Source organism: Trichococcus sp. K1Tr (genome assembly GCF_028309625.1).
In the GTDB taxonomy this organism is placed as follows: Bacteria; Bacillota; Bacilli; order Lactobacillales; family Aerococcaceae; genus Trichococcus.
In genome coordinates, this window is record NZ_JAQMHR010000003.1 from 356,628 (window position 1) to 374,880 (window position 18,253).

13 protein-coding genes and 1 pseudogene are annotated in these 18,253 nt (G+C 51.9%); 12 read left to right on the forward strand and 2 right to left on the reverse strand.

Annotated elements, in window-relative coordinates:
- Window positions 1-69 precede the first annotated feature (69 nt).
- From PH235_RS08095 to PH235_RS08135, 9 genes and pseudogenes are all read left to right on the forward strand, one after another.
- Complete coding sequence (locus PH235_RS08095; protein ID WP_443080851.1) at window positions 70-1,272, forward strand: quaternary amine ABC transporter ATP-binding protein; 1,203 nt, start codon at window positions 70-72, stop codon at window positions 1,270-1,272.
- A pseudogene (locus PH235_RS08100) lies at window positions 1,265-3,086 on the forward strand (ABC transporter permease/substrate binding protein). The gene PH235_RS08095 and the pseudogene PH235_RS08100 overlap by 8 nt, the downstream one beginning before the upstream one ends.
- 802 nt (window positions 3,087-3,888) lie before the next feature.
- Window positions 3,889-5,253: an aminotransferase class III-fold pyridoxal phosphate-dependent enzyme gene (locus tag PH235_RS08105; RefSeq protein WP_272161854.1), complete on the forward strand. Its 1,365-nt coding sequence runs from the start codon at window positions 3,889-3,891 to the stop codon at window positions 5,251-5,253.
- A 94-nt stretch (window positions 5,254-5,347) separates the two neighbouring features.
- Entirely contained in the window at window positions 5,348-5,677 is a 330-nt protein-coding gene (locus tag PH235_RS08110) for a P-II family nitrogen regulator (protein WP_272161855.1), read from the forward strand.
- 27 nt (window positions 5,678-5,704) lie between these two features.
- A complete protein-coding gene (locus PH235_RS08115) occupies window positions 5,705-6,022 on the forward strand; it encodes a P-II family nitrogen regulator (RefSeq protein ID WP_272161856.1) in 318 nt (105 codons plus the stop codon).
- Window positions 6,023-6,060: 38 nt separating this feature from the next.
- Entirely contained in the window at window positions 6,061-6,909 is an 849-nt protein-coding gene (locus PH235_RS08120; RefSeq protein ID WP_272161857.1) for an ABC transporter permease, read from the forward strand.
- A gap of 12 nt (window positions 6,910-6,921) precedes the next feature.
- Window positions 6,922-7,980, forward strand: a complete 1,059-nt coding sequence (locus tag PH235_RS08125) for a taurine ABC transporter substrate-binding protein (RefSeq protein ID WP_272161858.1) — start codon at window positions 6,922-6,924, stop codon at window positions 7,978-7,980.
- A 12-nt stretch (window positions 7,981-7,992) separates the two neighbouring features.
- Window positions 7,993-8,805 carry an ABC transporter ATP-binding protein gene (locus tag PH235_RS08130; protein ID WP_272161859.1) on the forward strand — a complete coding sequence of 271 codons (813 nt, stop codon included), beginning with the start codon at window positions 7,993-7,995 and terminating at the stop codon, window positions 8,803-8,805.
- Between the two features lie 314 nt (window positions 8,806-9,119).
- Window positions 9,120-10,268, forward strand: coding sequence for an iron-containing alcohol dehydrogenase family protein (locus tag PH235_RS08135; RefSeq protein WP_272161860.1), 1,149 nt, complete (start codon window positions 9,120-9,122; stop codon window positions 10,266-10,268).
- Between the two features lie 167 nt (window positions 10,269-10,435).
- Here PH235_RS08135 and PH235_RS08140 read toward each other — a convergent pair whose 3' ends face one another.
- A complete protein-coding gene (locus PH235_RS08140; RefSeq protein ID WP_272161861.1) occupies window positions 10,436-11,242 on the reverse strand; it encodes a glycyl-radical enzyme activating protein in 807 nt (268 codons plus the stop codon).
- 218 nt (window positions 11,243-11,460) lie between these two features.
- On the opposite strand from PH235_RS08140, the gene PH235_RS08145 reads away from it, so the two are divergent.
- The 3 genes from PH235_RS08145 to PH235_RS08155 all read left to right on the forward strand — a co-directional run bounded on the left by PH235_RS08145 (window position 11,461) and on the right by PH235_RS08155 (window position 15,877).
- Window positions 11,461-12,210: a DeoR/GlpR family DNA-binding transcription regulator gene (locus PH235_RS08145; RefSeq protein WP_272161862.1), complete on the forward strand. Its 750-nt coding sequence runs from the start codon at window positions 11,461-11,463 to the stop codon at window positions 12,208-12,210.
- Between the two features lie 523 nt (window positions 12,211-12,733).
- Window positions 12,734-15,175: a glycyl radical protein gene (locus PH235_RS08150; protein ID WP_443080859.1), complete on the forward strand. Its 2,442-nt coding sequence runs from the start codon at window positions 12,734-12,736 to the stop codon at window positions 15,173-15,175.
- Between the two features lie 21 nt (window positions 15,176-15,196).
- The gene (locus PH235_RS08155) at window positions 15,197-15,877 is read left to right on the forward strand and encodes a fructose-6-phosphate aldolase (RefSeq protein WP_272161863.1); all 681 of its coding nucleotides are present in this window, start codon (window positions 15,197-15,199) and stop codon (window positions 15,875-15,877) included.
- A gap of 269 nt (window positions 15,878-16,146) precedes the next feature.
- Here PH235_RS08155 and PH235_RS08160 read toward each other — a convergent pair whose 3' ends face one another.
- Window positions 16,147-18,198, reverse strand: coding sequence for an ABC transporter ATP-binding protein/permease (locus PH235_RS08160; protein WP_272161864.1), 2,052 nt, complete (start codon window positions 18,196-18,198; stop codon window positions 16,147-16,149).
- Window positions 18,199-18,253 lie beyond the last annotated feature (55 nt).

The following is an 18,253-nucleotide window of genomic DNA, read 5'->3' on the forward strand; positions in this document are numbered from 1 at the left end:
GGATTCGGGGATTTGATTCCCACTATTAAAAGAATCCACGCATATAGCATCAAAAATTTGAGAGGAGCAATGCACTTGCCGAAAATAAAAATAGAGAACGTAACGAAAATTTTTGGAAAAAAAGCAGATAAGGCTCTGGAAATGCTGGAGCAAAATAAGAGCAAGCAAGACATCTTGCGCGCTACTGGAGCGACTGTCGGGGTCAACAATGTCAGTCTTTCTATAGAAGAAGGGGAAATCTTCGTCATCATGGGGCTTTCCGGAAGCGGGAAGTCCACGTTGGTACGGATGTTCAACCGTCTGATCGAACCGACAAAAGGGAATATCCTCATCGACGGCGAGAATTTGTCGGTCATGGACAAGAAGGCATTGCGCCAAGTCCGCCGGGAAAAAATGAGTATGGTTTTCCAGAACTTCGGCTTATTCCCGCACCGCACGATTTTGGAGAACACCGAATACGGATTGGAAGTTCAAGGTGTCGCAAAAGCCGAGCGCAAGGAAAGAGCGCAACGTGCCTTGGAAAATTCCGGTTTGGGCGACTACAGCGACCAGTATCCGCACCAATTATCAGGCGGAATGCAGCAACGGGTCGGTTTGGCCCGTGCACTGGCGAATGACCCGGAAATCCTGTTGATGGACGAGGCCTTCTCGGCTTTGGATCCGTTGATCCGTCGTGAGATGCAGGATGAACTGTTGGATCTGCAGGAAAACGTTAAAAAGACCATCATCTTCATCACCCATGATCTGAACGAAGCTTTGCGCATCGGGGACAGGATCGCGTTGTTGAAGGACGGGGAATTGGTCCAAATCGGTACGCCGGAGGAAATCCTTACCAATCCGGCAACGCGCTATGTCGAAAAATTCGTTGAGGATGTCGACCGTTCGAAAGTATTGACTGCCGAACACATCATGAAGCGTCCGATCGTCATGAACATCGAGAAACACGGTCCGCTCTTCGCATTGGAATTATTGCGCCAAGAAGGGATTTCAACAATCCTTGTGGTGGACAATCACCGCAGACTGAAAGGGTACATCACTGCCGAGGACGCTACGAAAGCGTTGAAAGCCAACGCTACTAGAGTGGATGGCATCCTCAGAGAAGATATCCCGACTGTCTCCAAAGATACCACTTTGAGCGATATTTTCCCGATCATCCATGATTCAAGCTCGCCGGTCGCTGTCATCGAAAACGACAGATTGGTGGGTGTACTTGTCAGAGGCGCCGTCATAGCCGCTTTGGCAGGAGAAAGCGAGGTGTCCGTAAATGGATAATCTATTAAATTTCATTCCTGAATTGCCGGTTGCTGAGTTCACTGAATACGTCACGGACAAGACCGCTGACACGTTCAGCTTCCTGTTCGATCCGATCAAAGCGTCTTCGCAGGCTTTGATCGATCTGATGACCTCAACGCTGACGGCCATACCGGCAGTCATCCTGATCGTATTAGTCGCTCTGCTGGCATTCTTTGCCTCAGGGAAAAAATTCGGCCTGTCTATCTTTTCCGTCGTCGGTCTCTGGTTCATCTACAACCAAGGACTATGGGAAGACTTGATGTTCACCTTGACGCTGGTCCTGTTTTCGAGCTTGCTGTCCGTCCTGATCGGCGTGCCTTTCGGTATCCTGATGGCGAAAAGCAAACTTGCGAACAGCATCATCAATCCGGTCTTGGATTTCATGCAGACGATGCCGGCTTTCGTTTATCTGATCCCGGCCGTAGCTTTCTTCGGAATCGGCATGGTTCCCGGGGTGCTCGCGTCACTTATTTTCGCGATCCCGCCGACCGTCCGCTTCACGAATCTTGGGATCAGACAAGTTTCCACCGAATTGGTTGAAGCAGCCGAATCATTCGGCAGCACCGGCGCACAGAGGTTGTTCAAAGTCGAGTTGCCGCTGGCGAAATCCACGATTATGGCCGGCATCAACCAGACCGTCATGTTGTCCTTGTCGATGGTCGTCATCGCTTCGATGATCGGTGCACCTGGATTGGGTCGTAATGTCCTTTCCGCCTTGCAACGCGCCAAAATCGGTTCAGGTTTCGTATCCGGGCTGGCTTTGGTTGTGCTTGCCATCATCATCGACCGTCTGACCCAAAAATTCAGCAAAAAGAGCGCATCATAAAGCTATATAAAAACGCACATATTCCTAATTGCCAAACAAAAAGGAGAGAAACATACATATGACAAAAACAACAAAACGTAACTGGAAACGCCTCGGACTTACTGCCGGATTGAGCTTGGGTGTCACACTCATCGCCGCTGGTTGCGGTGCGACAGAAGATACAGCATCCACTGAAGACACGGTCGGCAAAGGCCAGAAAATCGAACTGGCTTACGTCGAATGGGATGACGCAGTGGCCACAAACCATGTAGTTGCCCAAGTATTGGAAGACCTTGGTTACGATGTGACCTTGACACCATTGGATAACGCAATCATGTGGGAAGCCGTCTCCACAGGCGAAGCGGATGCCATGCTGAGCGCTTGGCTGCCAGGAACGCACGGCGCGCAACTGGAAGAATACGGCGATAAGATGGTCGATCTAGGCGGAAACCTTGAAGGCGCGAAAATCGGTTTGGCCGTTCCTGCCTATATGGATGTCGATTCCATCGCAGATTTGACCGATCAAGCAGGCAAATCCATCACCGGCATCGAGCCAGGTGCAGGCCTCGTAGCAGCGACTGAACGCGCGCTGGCCGATTATCCGAACCTGAGCGATTGGGCAATCGAAACGTCCTCATCCGGCGCTATGACCGTCACACTCAAACAGGCGATTGCAAATGAAGAAGAAATCATCATCACAGCCTGGAATCCGCATTGGAAATTCTCGGCTTATGACCTGAAATACCTGGATGATCCCAACGGAATTTTCGGCGGCGAAGAGACAATCCACACCATGGTTCGTGAAGGACTCGAAACTGATATGCCGGAAGCATACCAAGTATTGGATCAATTCCACTGGACCATCGAAGATGTCGAAGCATTGATGCTTCAAATCTATGAAGGCGAATCAGCTGAAGACGCTGCTGCAGCCTTCGTCGAAGCTAATCCGGATCTAGTCGCAGAATGGACTGCCGGCGTAGCAAAATAAACAGCATATTGAATGCGTGGGGCCCTGCCCAAACTAGACAAACCAAGTCTAGTTTGGGCAGGGCCCTTTTATTTTTGATGGATCGAATAGCGGGCGAGAAAAGATGAATAGCTGCTGTTTATCCATCTTTTCTGGTCCGGTGCTGGTAATAATGATGAATAAAAATAAAGAATCCATCATTTTGAACCAATGAATGCCCAAAAAGATGAATTCGCAAAAAGAATCCATCTTTTCGAACCAATCAGCGCCCAAAAAGATGAATAACAGCGAAGAATCCATCCTGACGGGCCCCAAGCCCGCCGGCCGATGGTCTTCGCTTTTTTGCGTTCTTCTGAACATTTTGTCTTTTATTCATTAGGTAAACCTCCGACAATTCTCCCATAGACCGCTCCCGTCGACGGCAGATTTCCTCACACAGTTACTCTTCATAACCGCAAAAAACTCTTTCGCAATCAAAGTATGTCAGTAAAGCTGACGCGCATCCCGGAAAATTGGCGTCGTTTTCCAAATAGAATCATAAATATATCGATAGCCTATCCACCTCGTTCCATCCATAGCAAACCTGAAACCCCTCACAATAATCCGGCCACGAAAGTCAGTTTCTTTTCAGGGAAACCTTACATGACTGACAAACAGCAAGAAATAATCCCCGTTGTAAGCGATGTATTTTCCTGATGAGAGCAGAAATGTCATAAATGCTATCATCAAATTAGAGCTTTTTATTTACGATGAATCCGAATCCCCGTATTATGGGGACATATTAAAAAACGATTAAAAAAGAATTTCATCGGGAGGGAACAGCATGACAGTGAACGCAACATGGAATACAACGGAAGCAACAACTTTAACCGGAGAAGAAGTAATAGCGATGGATCAACAGTACGTGATGCGGGCCTGGTCGAAACAGGGACAGGCCGCTATGGCAGTCGAGAAAGCGGAAGGCATTTATTTCTGGGACTACGAAGGCAACCGTCAAGTGGACATGTCATCCTTGTTGGTGAACGCGAACATCGGCCATCAGCATCCGAAAGTCGTGAAGGCGATCCAGGATCAGGCTGCAAAGATGTGCTTCATGGCACCGAGTTATGCGACTGATGTGAAGTCCTTATTGGCGAAGAAGCTAGTCGAGCTGGCCGGCGGGGATATGGCGCGCGTGTTCTTCACGAATGCCGGGGCCGACGCGAACGAAAATGCGATCAAGATGGCGCGGATCGCGACCGGCCGCACGAAAGTATTCAGTGGCTACCACAGCTACCACGGTGCAACGCTGGCAGCATCCAACGCTTCCGGAGATTCCCGCAGGTTCGCTGCTGAAATCGGCGGCGCGAACGGCTTCGTGAAATTTTCCAATCCTTCTCCATACCGCGATAACCTTCCGTTTGAAACCGAAGAGGCATTGACGGCCTTCTATCTGAAGAATCTGTCTGAACAGATCCAATACGAAGGTCCATACAACGTGGCGGCCATCCTCCTGGAAACGGTCATCGGTGCGAACGGCATCATCGCTTATCCGAAAGGGTATTTGGAAGGGGTGCGCAACCTCTGCAACAGCTACGGCATCGTGATGATCCTCGATGAAGTCATGGCCGGCTTCTATCGGACCGGAACAGCCTTCGCTTTCCAACAATACGGCTTCACGCCGGACATGATCACCTTCGCCAAAGGGGTGACATCAGGATATGTGCCGCTGGGTGGCGTGATCGTCTCCGAATGGATCAGCGAATACTTCACCGAAAACCAACTCCAATGCGGGTTGACCTACAGCGGCCACACATTGGCTTGCGCGGCTGGCTTGGCGACTTTGGAAGTCTACGAGGACGAAAAAATCGCCGCCAACGTCGAAAAAATCGGCGCAATACTGAAAGAATACTTGGAAGAGATGAAAGCCAAGCATCCTTGCGTGGGCGATGTCCGGACTTACGGCCTCTTCTGCGGGGTGGAGTTGGTGCTCGACAAGGAAACGCGCGAGCCGCTCGTTCCGTTCAACACGCCGAACCGGATCATGCCGGCAATCTACAAGGAACTCAAGGACCGAGGCTTCTCGACTTTCGGCCGCGAAACGACGATCAGCGTCTGCCCTCCGCTTACGATCACCGAAGCAGAGTTGGCTGAAGTACTGCCGATCCTGGATGAAGTGCTGACGCTTGTCGATGCGACCTATCTGTAAACTGCGCCGGTTCCCGGCCGCACCACATTTCCAAAAAATATCTTTCAAAAAATCTACTATCTAATGAAGAAAACAGCCTGAAGGGGTGGAGCGCATGCTAGTGAAAATTGAGGCCATCGTGAGGCCGGAGAAGACCGAACAGATTTTGGCAAAACTCGCTGAAAAAGGGCACACCGCCGTGACGCGGATGGACGTGTACGGACGGGGGAAACAGGCAGGCATCCATATCGGCGACGTCTTCTACGACGAGCTGCCGAAGGAATTGTTGTTCCTGGTGGCCGAAGCAGCCCATGAGAAGGAAATCGTCGACGTGATCACCACCCAAGCGCGCACAAGCAACCTGGGGAATTACGGCGACGGCAGAATATTCGTGCACGCAATCGAAAATGCCTATACGATCAGTAGCGGCGCAGAAGGACTTTAATTGAAGGACTGTAAAGGTGGGAATTGTATGAAGGAAGTGACAGCGATCATTCGCCTGAACAAGGTGACGGAAACGAAACAAAAACTGGCTGCAGGCGGCTTTCCGGGATTCACTTGCCGAAAAGTCTTCGGACGCGGCAAGAACCCGCTGATAGGCAGAGACTTCCGCGAAACAGTCGGACACAGCGTGCTGATGCCGAAGCGGATGTTTACGATCGTGACGGATGATGAACATGTGGACAATGTGATCGGCATCCTGTTGGCGGTCAACAGCACCGGCCAGGCGGGAGACGGCAAGATCTTCGTGCAAACGATCGCCCGCGAATATCAGGTACGCCGCGCATGAAACAGTTTAGGCGAAAAGAGACCAAGGAGGACAATTTTATGAAGAAAGCAGATACGCTCACAAGCGATGCAATGATTCCCGAGCAAAGCACGTCCGCGATCGCGGTTAAGAAAAGACGAAAGAGGATCCAGCCGGAAAAAATGATCACCGTCGGCACCGTCGCAGCGATCATGGTGCTCTGGTATGTCGTTACCGCGCTGGGGCTGGTCAGCCCGATGCTGCTGCCGAGTCCGTTGGCGGTTTGGACGGCCTTCGTGGAGATCCTCTTCAATGGCTATAAAGGTTTCTCCTTGCTGCAGCACATCGGCACCAGCTTATGGCGCCTGCTCAGTGCTTTCGGCTTGGCGATCATCGCCGCGATTCCGTTGGGATTGCTCAGCGGCTACAACACGAAAATCAAAGCGGCCTTGGATCCGATCATCAACTTCTACCGCCCGCTGCCGCCATTGGCTTACTACACTTTGTTGGTGATGGGGCTTGGGATCGCGGATGCTTCGAAAGTCGCCTTGCTGTTCCTTGCGGCCTTCGCACCGATCTACGTCAGCTGCGTCTCCGCCGTTGCGAAAGTCAACACAGACTTCATCAACAGCGCGAAAACGGTCGGCGCCAGCCAGACCCAAGTGTTCTTTCATGTCATTCTGCCGTCTTGCTTGCCGGATATCCTGACGAGCCTGCGCACCGCGCTCAGCGTCGCCTATACGACCCTCGTTTCGGCGGAAATGGTCGCGGCCATGACCGGGATCGGTTGGCTGGTCCTCGATGCCAGCAACTACCTGCGCAGCGACATCGTCTTCGTCGGCATCATCATCATGGGCATCACCGGCATTCTTTTGGATAAAATCATCGTCATCGTACAAAATAAATTTGTCCCTTGGGCAGGAAAATAATCGGAGGCTTTTATGAAAAAAAACCACATGTTCTCTAAACTACTGTTCTTATCTTGCTCAGCTCTTTTGTTCGCGGCTTGCGGAGCCGCGGACAGCGCGACCGATTCTTCCACAGCTTCGGCGGACGGAGCTCTGCCTGATAAAGTCATCATCGCAACTCTGGAAATGCCGAACGACGAAGGCATCGCGAAAGCGGAAGGCTATTTTGAGGATGAAATGGGTGTGCCGATTGAAATCGTCCAATTCGAAAGTGGAAAAGCGATCAACCAGGCCATGGTTTCCGGCGCCGTCGACTTCGGCTTGACCGGTTCGGGCTCGGCCGTATTGGGCATCGCTTCGGGCATCCCGATCGAAATGATCTGGATCCATGAGACGCTCGGTTCGGTGGAATCGTTGGTTGCCAAGAACGAGCTGAACGCTACCTCCCTGGAAGATCTGAAAGGCAAAAACATCGGCGTTCCTTTCGCCAGCACGGCCCATTACAGCCTGCTGCGCGCCATCACGGCCAGCGGTTTTGAAGAAACTGATTTCGTACTGATCGACTTGCAGCCGTCCGACATTTTTGCGGCATGGCAACGTGGCGACATCGATGCCGCCTACATCTGGGAGCCTACCCTCAGCGAATTGCTGACTGACGGCAACATCGTCCTGCACAGCGGGGACGTGGCTGAAATGGGTTATATGACAGCCAACGTCGAAATCGTCCATAGCGAATTCGGTGAAGCTTATCCGGAAATCGTGGCGAAATACATCGCTGCCGTCGATAAAGCCGTAACGCTTTACCGCGAAGATCCGGATCAAGCCATCTCCATCATCGCGGAGCAATTGAACATCACGGAAGAGTCCGCTAAGCTGCAAATGGAAGGCCAAAACTGGATTTCCGCAGAGGAACAATTGGATGCAGCAAACTTGGGGACATCCGATGCAGTCGGCGCAATGGCCGCTACGATGAGCGACATGGGCCAATTCTACCTGGATCAAGGCAACATCACCGCATCGCCGAGCGAAGCAGATTTCGCGGAAGGCATCAACACAACGTACATCGAAGCTTATCTGGAATCGAAAGAGTAGGGGGAACCAATTATGCAGAGGACTTATGAAGGAATAAACGGAAAGACAGTGGTAAAACTGGAGGATGTCGAACTGGTCTACAACAGCGAAATCGGGACAGTGACGGCCTTGGCCCAAGTCAATCTCGACATCCAAGAAGGCGAGTTCATCTGCGTAATGGGACCATCCGGCTGCGGCAAGAGCACGCTCTTGAACATCATCGCGGGCTTCATGCAGCCGACTGACGGGCAAGCCTTGATGAACGGCAAGCCGATCGAAGGGCCGGATTGGCAGCGCGGGGTCGTCTTCCAGTCGCCGCCGCTCTATCCGTGGCTGACGATCAAAGAGAACGTCAACTTCGGCCTGCGCATGCGCAACATTCCGGAAGAAGAACGCGAAGCGATCACGGAGGAATACCTGGAAATCGTCGGACTTACAGACTTCGCCAACCGCAAGCCATACGAACTGTCAGGCGGGATGAAGCAGCGCGCTTCCTTGGCGAAAGTGTTGGTCAACGAACCGGGCATGATCCTGATGGACGAACCGTTCGGCGCGCTCGATGCTCTGACCCGCGACAAGATGCAGGCGCTGATCCGCCGCATCTGGATGAAGAACCAGAGCACCGTCTTCTTCATCACCCATGATGTGGACGAAGCCTTGTCCTTGGCGACGAAAGTCATCGTCATGTCCAGCCGCCCCGGCCGCATCGTGAAGGTGCTCGACACCGATTTCACCTACGACATGGACGGCGCCAACAGCGAAAGCGCCCGCTACTCCAAGCAATACATGACGATGCGCGAATCGATCCTGAACGTCATCAACCAAAAAGAAGAGCTGGCTGTTTAGGTTGGATGGTATAATGAGAGGTGAGGCCGGGCTTTGGCCCGGCGATCGGCCGGAAACGGCCTGAAAAGATGAATAACTAAAAAGAATTCATCTTTTTTGACTAATCGGGCTCGAAAAAGATGAATAAAGAGTAAGTATCCGTCTCGGCGGGCCAGCCCGCGGGAAAAAACATGAATAACAGTCATGAATCCATGGTTTCGATCATAGGCGGGCAAGCTGATTTATGATGAACACCAAAAATATGGGGTTGCCTCTCTTTGAGGCTGCCCCATAGCTATTTAAAAGAAAAATTAACTTCAGAAAGGGTGCATGGAATGGATTGGAATTATCAACAACCAGTGAAAATCATCTTCGGAAACGGAAAAATTTCCGCCTTGAAGGAGGTCATCACGGAGCTGGGGGAGACGGACGGTATCCTGATCTGTTCGCGTTCCTTCCGCAAATCCGGCTTGGCTGACAGAGTCATGGCGGAAGCGGAAGGATTGCTGACCGTCGTCTACAGCGATGTTTCGCCAAATCCTGAGGTGAGCGAAGTCGATGCCTGCGCCGAACTGATGCGCGAGAATGGCTCCAAGTTTGTGGTCGCGTTGGGCGGCGGAAGCGTGATGGACCTTGCCAAAGCAGCCGCGACGATCGCCACGGTGGACGAGTCGATCAGGCTCTACCACGGAACCGGCAAAGCTTTGCCGGAAACATTCCTGCCTTTGATCGCCGTGCCGACGACTTCAGGAACCGGCAGCGAAGTCACGAGTGTTTCGGTCCTTTCCGACCACACAACCGGTAAAAAAGCGCCGATCTTTTCGCCGAACTTTTTCCCGGCCTACGCCGTCGTCGATCCGGAATTGACCTATACGTGCCCACCGACTGTCACCGCCTGCTCCGGGATCGATGTCCTTTGCCAATCGATCGAGGGTTACTGGAGCGTGAACCATCAGCCAATCTGCGATGCGCTGGCGATCCATGCAGCCAAATTGGTGTTCGAGCATCTGCCGATCGCCTATGCAAACCCGACAGATGCCACAGCGCGCGAAAAGATGGCCGAAGCATCCGTAATCGCCGGCCTGGCTTTCGCGCTGCCGAAGACGACATCTTCGCACGCCGTCTCCTATCCGCTGACGAATCTCTACGGCATCCCGCACGGCGAAGCCTGCGGATTGACGATCGATTACTTCGCCCAGGTGAACGCACAGCTGGAGACGGACGGCCGCGTGACCGCCTTCGCCAAAGCGCTCGGTTTCGCCGATGCAGCTGAGATGGCCGACGCCATCACAGCACTGAAAAAACAGATCGGCTTGCGAACGGATTTGGTGGAACTGGACTTGTCCGATGCGCAGATCGATGAATTGGTGCAGCTTTCCCATCACCCGAATCTCGATAACAATCCAGTCAAGATCACGGATGATATCCTCTATGATCTGTTCGCGACTCTGTCCAAGAAAGATATGTATGTGGAGCAGCCGTAACCGGCTGCTTTTTTCTTTAACGCAATAAGAGCCTGAATACCGAATACAGTAACGTCATTCGATATTCAGGCTCTTATTTTTGAATCAGATCGAAATCGACAAGCAGCTCTTGGATGCATCAGGGATAAAACAGTAAGCGGTATCATATTTACGGTTGCCGAATATCCTTAAAAGTAACAGTTCAAGCCTTCTTCCAGAAAGATTTGGCGGTAATCATCCAGATCTTCCGCTTGGTACTGGCGCACGCCCGTAAAGGCATATTCGCGTTCCAAAAGTTCATATTTGTTTTCACCGAACTGATGGAAGGGCAGGAGATTGACATCGGTCAGTCCGATGGATGCGATCAGTTTGCTGAAATGTCGGGCATCCTCGAGACTGTCATTGTAGTCCGGGATGACCGGTATGCGGATCAGTACCTCTTTGCCGGCCGCTTTAGCGATGCGCAAATTCTCGATGATGATTTCGTTTTTGACTTTGGTCCCCTCGCGATGCGCGGCGCTGTCGTAATGCTTCAGGTCGATCATTAGATAATCGACATCTTTGATGAAGTCCTCGAAAATCAACGGATTCGTCCAGGCAGTCGTCTCGATGGCCGTATGGATGCTTTGTTGCTTCAACTCAGCCAGCAACTTCTTCGCGAAAGTGGCCTGATAGAGGACCTCGCCACCGGAAAGGGTGACGCCACCGCCGGATTCTTCATAGAAAGGCAGGTCTTTCATGACTTCCGTCAACACTTCATCCACGGTCATGTCTTTCCCTTGCGTCACGTATTCTTGCTTCGTTTTGTCCCACATCTGTTCGGGGAAGGCATTTTGCGATTCGGGATTGGCGCACCAAGTACAGCGCAGCGGACAACCTTTGAAGAAGACGACCGTGCGGATGCCGGGACCGTCATGGATGCTGAACTTCTGGATATTGAAGATGCAGGCGGTTTGCGGAGAGCTGGGGACAGTAACTTTTTTTGGATAATTCATGTTCGTATGCTCCTTATCGCTAATTTGGAAAAGCGCTCTTGCGTTTCTTTACGCTTAGTTTACCACATGGGATTCACAAGTCAATGGAAATGTTTCATAGGAATATTAAACACTTTCGAACGAAACTAAAAGGGCGCGAAAAATTGTATTCAGTTACGCAAAATGGTAGAATGGTTCCATAAGAAGAAACGGTCCGTCAAGAAATGGAGCAATGAATCATGACAGGTAGAAGAGAAGAAATCCTGGCCTTGGTCAGCGAATTAAAAAAAATAGAAGTGAACGATCTTGCCGAAAGGCTCAGTGTTTCGAAAGTAACCATCCGGAAAGATCTGGACGCATTGGAAAAGCGCGGACTTCTCCATCGCGAGCACGGTTTTGCGGTGCTCAACAGCCAAGACGATCTGAATTACCGCTTAGCGCTGAACTACGATAAGAAAGTGCAGATCGCGAAGCTGGCGGCAAAAGAAGTAGCCAACGGGGAAACGATCATGATCGAATCGGGATCGAGCTGCGCCATCCTGGCGGAAATCATCTCGAAGACGAAGAAGGATGTCACAATCATCACGAATTCGAGCTTCATCGCCCATTATGTCAGCAACGAGATGAACTGCCAGATCGTCTTATTAGGCGGAAATTACCAACAGGATGCGCAGGTGACGGTCGGCCCACTCGCCAAGAAGAGCATCCAGAATTTCTTCGTGGATAAAGTGTTCATCGGTATCGACGGCTTCGACCGCGTCTTCGGGTTTTCCAACAGCGACATGCTGCGTTCGGAAGTCGTCCAGACGATGGCGACAGTCGCCAAACGGGTCATCGTGCTGACCGATTCCACTAAATTTTACGAGCGGGGCCTCATCAAAACGCTGGATATCAACGAAGTCGACACCATCTACACGGACGGCGGCCTGGACGAAGACACGCAACGTTACCTGGAAACAAAAGAAGTCACAGTTGTCACAACAAAATAAGAATTTACAGAAGAAGCCTGACGGAATCCCGCAAGATTCCGTCAGGCTTCTTTTTGAGGTGTTCTTGGATACGTAAAAATGATTGCGATAATGTCTCGGCCGGAGGAGCCGGCCCCATAAAGGCCCTCAACTCCGGCCAGGAAGACTTCCCCGGAGCATAGGCGAGCGAAAAATCCTCACCTCCGACTAGCCATCGTTCGTCGGAGGACAGACTGTGACCGCGCGTCCAGCTCCGGCCAACATTCGCCCACAGGAGGAGAGCGGATTACCGGAACTGCAACTCCGTTGAGAAGGGCGCTCACCGGAGGAAAGCACCAGCTCCGGCCAAGCAAGCCTCCACCGGAGCAGCGGCCTCCTATCGCGGCCCAATCCGATTCAGTTTTTTCAGATTCATGAAGGGGGTTACATTTTCAACACATTGGGCACAAAATCGATTGACAGTCATTTCTGGTGGTGGTATTATGATTTCGAAAGCAAGTTTTATTAGTTTCGAACGAAACGATAGAAAAGGGGAGTCAGCATGATGCAAGCAACAACCGCAGCAACGCCGATCATTAAAAAACAAGCAAACTATTTTGGATCCCTCTCTGACCGAATGAACGCCTACCGCGAAAGCGTCTTGGAAAGCAAGCCTTTTGTGGATGCGGAAAGAGCCATCTATACAACCGAAAGCTACAAAGCGCACCAGGACAAACCGATGCCGATCAAACGGGCCCACATGCTGAAGAATATTTTGGAAAACATGACCATCTACATCGAAGACGAAACGATGATTGCCGGCAACCAAGCTTCTGCGAACCGTTCGGCCCCGATTTTCCCTGAATACGCAATGGATTGGGTCGTCAAGGAATTGGACGAATTCGACAAACGCGACGGCGATGCTTTTTACATTACGGAAGAAACGAAAGAACAGCTCCGCGCAATCGCCCCTTATTGGGAACACAATACGATCAAGGAAATGGGTCTGGCCGCCATTCCGCCAGAAAGCAGACTGTTCTATGACCTCGGCATCATCAAAGCAGAGGGCAACATCACTTCCGGCGATGCCCACGTGGCCGTGCAGTACGGCGATCTCCTCCGTTTTGGGCTGAAAGAATACGAAGCGCGCGTGCGTGCGGCGTTGGCGAAGCTGGATTTGACGAAAGCGGAAGACCAAAAGAAATACCATTTCTATCAAAGCATCCTGATCGTGACCGAGGCCACAACGAACTTTGCCAAGCGCTACGCCGATCTGGCTGAAGCAAAAGCCCAGGAAGCCGCTCCGGAACGCGCGGCGGAATTGTTGGAAATGGCGCGGATCTTGAAAAAAGTCCCATACGCACCGGCAGATACATTCAAGGAAGCCATCCAGAGCATCTGGCTCGTCCACCTCGTCCTGCAGATCGAATCCAACGGCCACTCGCTCTCGTACGGACGCATGGACCAATATATGCAACCCTATTTTGACCGCGATGTGGAAAAAGGGATCCTGACTGAAGCCGCCGCGATCGAATTGCTGAACAATCTCTGGATCAAAACGCTGACGATCAACAAAATCAGAAGCTGGTCGCACACGCAATACTCCGCCGGTTCGCCGCTTTATCAGAACGTGACAATCGGCGGGCAGACGGTCGACAAGAAGGACGCCGTGAACAAAATGTCCTACATGATCCTGAAATCGGTGGCGCAATGCCATTTGACCCAACCGAACCTGACTGTCCGCTACCACCGCGGGCTCGACAACAAATTCATGCAGGAGTGCATCGAAGTCGTGAAACAAGGCTTCGGCATGCCGGCCTTCAACAACGATGAAATCATCATCCCTTCCTTCATCGAACGCGGCATCACGGAAGAGGACGCCTACAACTATTCGGCTATCGGTTGCGTGGAAGTCGCCGTTCCGGGCAAATGGGGTTACCGTTGCACCGGCATGAGCTTCATCAACTTCCCGAAAACGCTGTTGATTGCGATGAACAACGGCATCGATTCGGCCTCCGGACAGCAGTTGGTGGAAGGCTCCGGCTACTTCCCGGAAATGCAGAGCTACGAAGATCTGACGCGCGCTTGGGACAAGACGATCCGAGCCATCACCCGCCACAGCGTCATCATCGAAAACGCGATCGATACCGTATTGGAGCAACAGGCTGGGGATATCCTGCTCTCCGCGCTCTGCGAAGACTGCATCGGCCGCGGCAAAACATTGAAGGAAGGCGGCGCCGTCTACGATTTCATCAGCGGACTGCAAGTGGGCATCGCCAACTTGGCGGACTCGCTGGCTGCCATCAAAAAGCTAGTGTTCGAAGACAAAAAGATGACTAGCCAAGAATTGTGGGATGCCTTGATGAACAATTTCGCCGGCGAAAAGGGGCTGGAAATCCAGCGCCTGTTGTTGGAAGCGCCGAAGTACGGGAATGATGACGATTATGTCGACTGCCTGGTCGTCGATGCCTACAACGCCTACATCAATGAAGTGAAAAAATATCCGAACAACCGCTACGGCAAAGGCCCGATCGGCGGATTGCGTTATGCCGGCACCTCCTCCATCTCGGCCAACGTCGGCCAAGGGAAAGGCACGATGGCGACGCCGGATGGCCGCAACGCCGGGACCCCATTGGCGGAAGGGTGTTCGCCTTCGCATAATATGGATAAGAATGGACCGACATCCGTGTTCAAAACAGTCGCAAAACTGCCGACCCGTGAGATAACCGGCGGCGTATTGCTGAACCAAAAAGTTTCGCCGCAAGTCTTGGCAAAACCGGAGGATTCCATGAAACTGATCGCCTTGATCCGGACTTTCTTCAACAAGCTGGACGGCTTCCATGTCCAGTACAACGTCGTTTCGAAGGAAACCTTATTGGATGCCCAAGCCCATCCCGAAAATCACCGGGATTTGATCGTTCGTGTGGCTGGCTATTCCGCCTTCTTCACGGTTCTGTCTAAGGCGACGCAGGATGACATCATCGAAAGAACCGAACACACTTTTTAATCGGAAAAGGAGACTGAACGAATGGAATTTATGATCGATACGGCAAACATCGCCGAAATCACAAAAATGATGGAATCCTTGCCGTTATGCGGCGTGACCTCCAACCCGTCCATCCTGAAGAAGGAAGGGGATGTGGCATTCTTCGACCAATTGAAACAAATCCGCGCCCTCATCGGCAAGGAACGGAGCCTGCACGTCCAAGTCGTCGCGATGGATGCGGAGGGGATGATCAAAGACGCGCACCGGATTCTTGCGGAAATCGATGATCAGGTCTACGTAAAAATTCCGGTGAACATGGAAGGGCTGAAAGCGATGAAAGCCTTGAAGGCGGAAGGCGTGAACATCACCGCGACAGCCATCTACACCGAAATCCAAGGCTACTACGCAATCGAAGCGGGTGCCGATTACATCGCACCGTACTTTAACCGCATGGAAAACATGAACATCGACCCATGCCAAGTCATCAGCGGTTTTGCGCAAATGATTGCGGCTGGCAATTACCCTACCAAAATCCTGGGCGCCAGCTTCAAAAACATCGGCCAAGTGAACAAAGCTTTACTGTGCGGCGCCCAAGCTGTGACGGTAGGCACCGATGTACTGGCAGCATCCCTTGACATGCCCGCTATCCAAAAAGCCGTGGATGATTTCAATGATGATTGGGTCGCTATCCATGGCGTCGATAAAGAGATTTACAAACTGTAAAAGAAGAAGTATATGAAGGATTAACCCCGTCAAAACCGGTTTCGGCGGGGTATTCCTATTGTGTGCAGTTCAAAATAGCCCGCCAAAACTGATTTGGCGGGCTAAACCAGCATCGTGCGGCCCGAAATAAACCGCCAAAGACTGTTTGGCGGGGAAAACCCCGCCCCGAGGTTCGAAACATTCTAACTCTTTTTTCCTTTACTCCAAAGAAACAGCCACCCAACCTCAAAAACGAGGCTGGATGGCTGTTTCTTTAGTTTCCTTAAAACTTAGTCATGACGCAAAGCTTCAATCGGATCGAGCTTGGCTGCTTTATTGGCAGGGAAGACACCGGCAATGACGCTGATGATGACGCTGGCCAGGATGCCTAACAAGGCATAGGTCGGGGTCATGTGCAGGATGGTCGTCCCGAAGATGCGCTCGACCGCCACGTTCCCGATTGTGGAAAGCAGGGCGGCAATGCCGACACCCAGCAGGCCGCTGAACAGGCCGATCAGGAAAGATTCAGAGACGAAGATGCGGCGGATATCTTTGTTGCGCCCGCCGATCGCTTTGATGACGCCGATTTCCTGCGTCCGCTCAACAACGCTGATGTAGAGGACGGTAAGGATCATGATGGCCGATACGAACAAGGAAATGCCAGCCACACCGGCTAGGATATACGTGAAGATATCCAGCAATTTCGTGAAGGTTTTTGCCAGCGTGTCCGTGGAAGAGCCTGCATATCCCAACCCGTTGATCGCATCTTTGATGTCTTGGGAATTGCTTGTTTCATCCGCGAAAAGATACGCGACATTCGGTTCCACGGTCAAGCCGTTTTCAGCGTTCATGTCCGCGAAAGTTTCCATCGTCATGAAGACCGAGTCGAAAGCTCCGGAAGGGCCGATCGCGTTTCCGGCTGTGTAGATGCCGCTGACCGTGTAGGTGCCGTTCAAAGGGTTGCCGTTGACGGAAAGCTTGACTTCGATTTCCTTGCCGATCATCTCTTCAGGGGTGCCGGCCATTCCATCTGCCATTTCCTCGGTGATCAGGACTTCATCCTGTTCCGGGAACTCGCCGTACAAAATGTTGGAGTCGGTCATGAACTCCGAAGTCGTGCCGAAGTTCATGAAGGGATAATTTTCGCCTTCATAAACGACCGTGTCGCTGCCCATCGAGAAGGAAGCGTAGGACAATTCCAACTTTTCGACATTCGGAATGGCTTCCAGCTCGGCAATGTTCGCTTCTTCAAACGGGATGTTCTTCGAAAGCTGCGCGGCCGGATTATCGGCGATCAGCGTACCGCCGATTCCACCACCGCCTCCCATGCCGCCTGGCTGCGCAGGGGCTGCTTCTGCGACGGTTTCGACGCTAGCGGAGCTGTCGTATTGCGTCTCCTCGGTCATCCGCGCTTCACTGATGATCGGATTGACGTTTTCGTTCATCGTGTCGGTCAGGTAGTCGTTGACGCCTTTTCCGAGCGCCAGCATCAGGATGATGCTCATGATGCCGATGCTTCCGCCCAACGCGATCAGGATGTTGCGGCTCAATTTCTCTTTCATGTTCAACAAGGCCATACGGATGGCCGCGAAGAAACTCAGGTTTTTGTTTTCCTGCTTTGCCTTTATTTGAAAGGCGTTGTCGTGGAACTGCAGCGGCGGGCGCTTTTCGTCATTGATGATTTTGCCGTCGTCGATCGTCACGATGCGGGTGGAACGCGAAGCGACGCGCTCCGAATGGGTGACCATGATGACCAGCTTGCCGGTTTTCGCGATGTCTTGGATGATGTCCAGCACTTGATCCGACGTCTGGGAATCAAGCGCCCCGGTAGGTTCGTCGGCGATGATGATGTCCGGGTCATTAACAAGGGCCCGCGCAATCGCCACCCGTTGCTTTTGCCCACCGGATAATTGGTTCGGTTTCTTTTGGTAATGGTCCTTCAAGCCCAGTTGCTCCAGAACCTCTTTGGCGCGCGCTTTTCGGGTTTTGCTGTCGATGTTCGAAAGCGTCATCGCCAATGTGACGTTGTCCAAAATAGAAAGGTGAGGGACGAGATTGAAACTTTGGAAAATGAAGCCGATTTTCTCTTTGTGGAAAGCGACCATTTCCTTTTCCTTGAACTGGCCGATATTCTCACCGTCCACCAGTATTTCACCGTCGAATTGCGAATCCAAGCCGCCCAACAGGTTCATCAGCGTCGACTTGCCGCTGCCGGACTCACCGATGATCGAAACCAATTCGCCTTTTTCGAAGGACAACTGGACGTCCTTCAATGCGTGGAAACGTTCGCTGTCGGTGATGGGATAATATTTGTTTAAGTTATTTACTTCCAAAAATGCCATATAACTGTTCCTCCTCTTAAATAAATAAGTGAGTAATCACTCACTTTTATCTTGT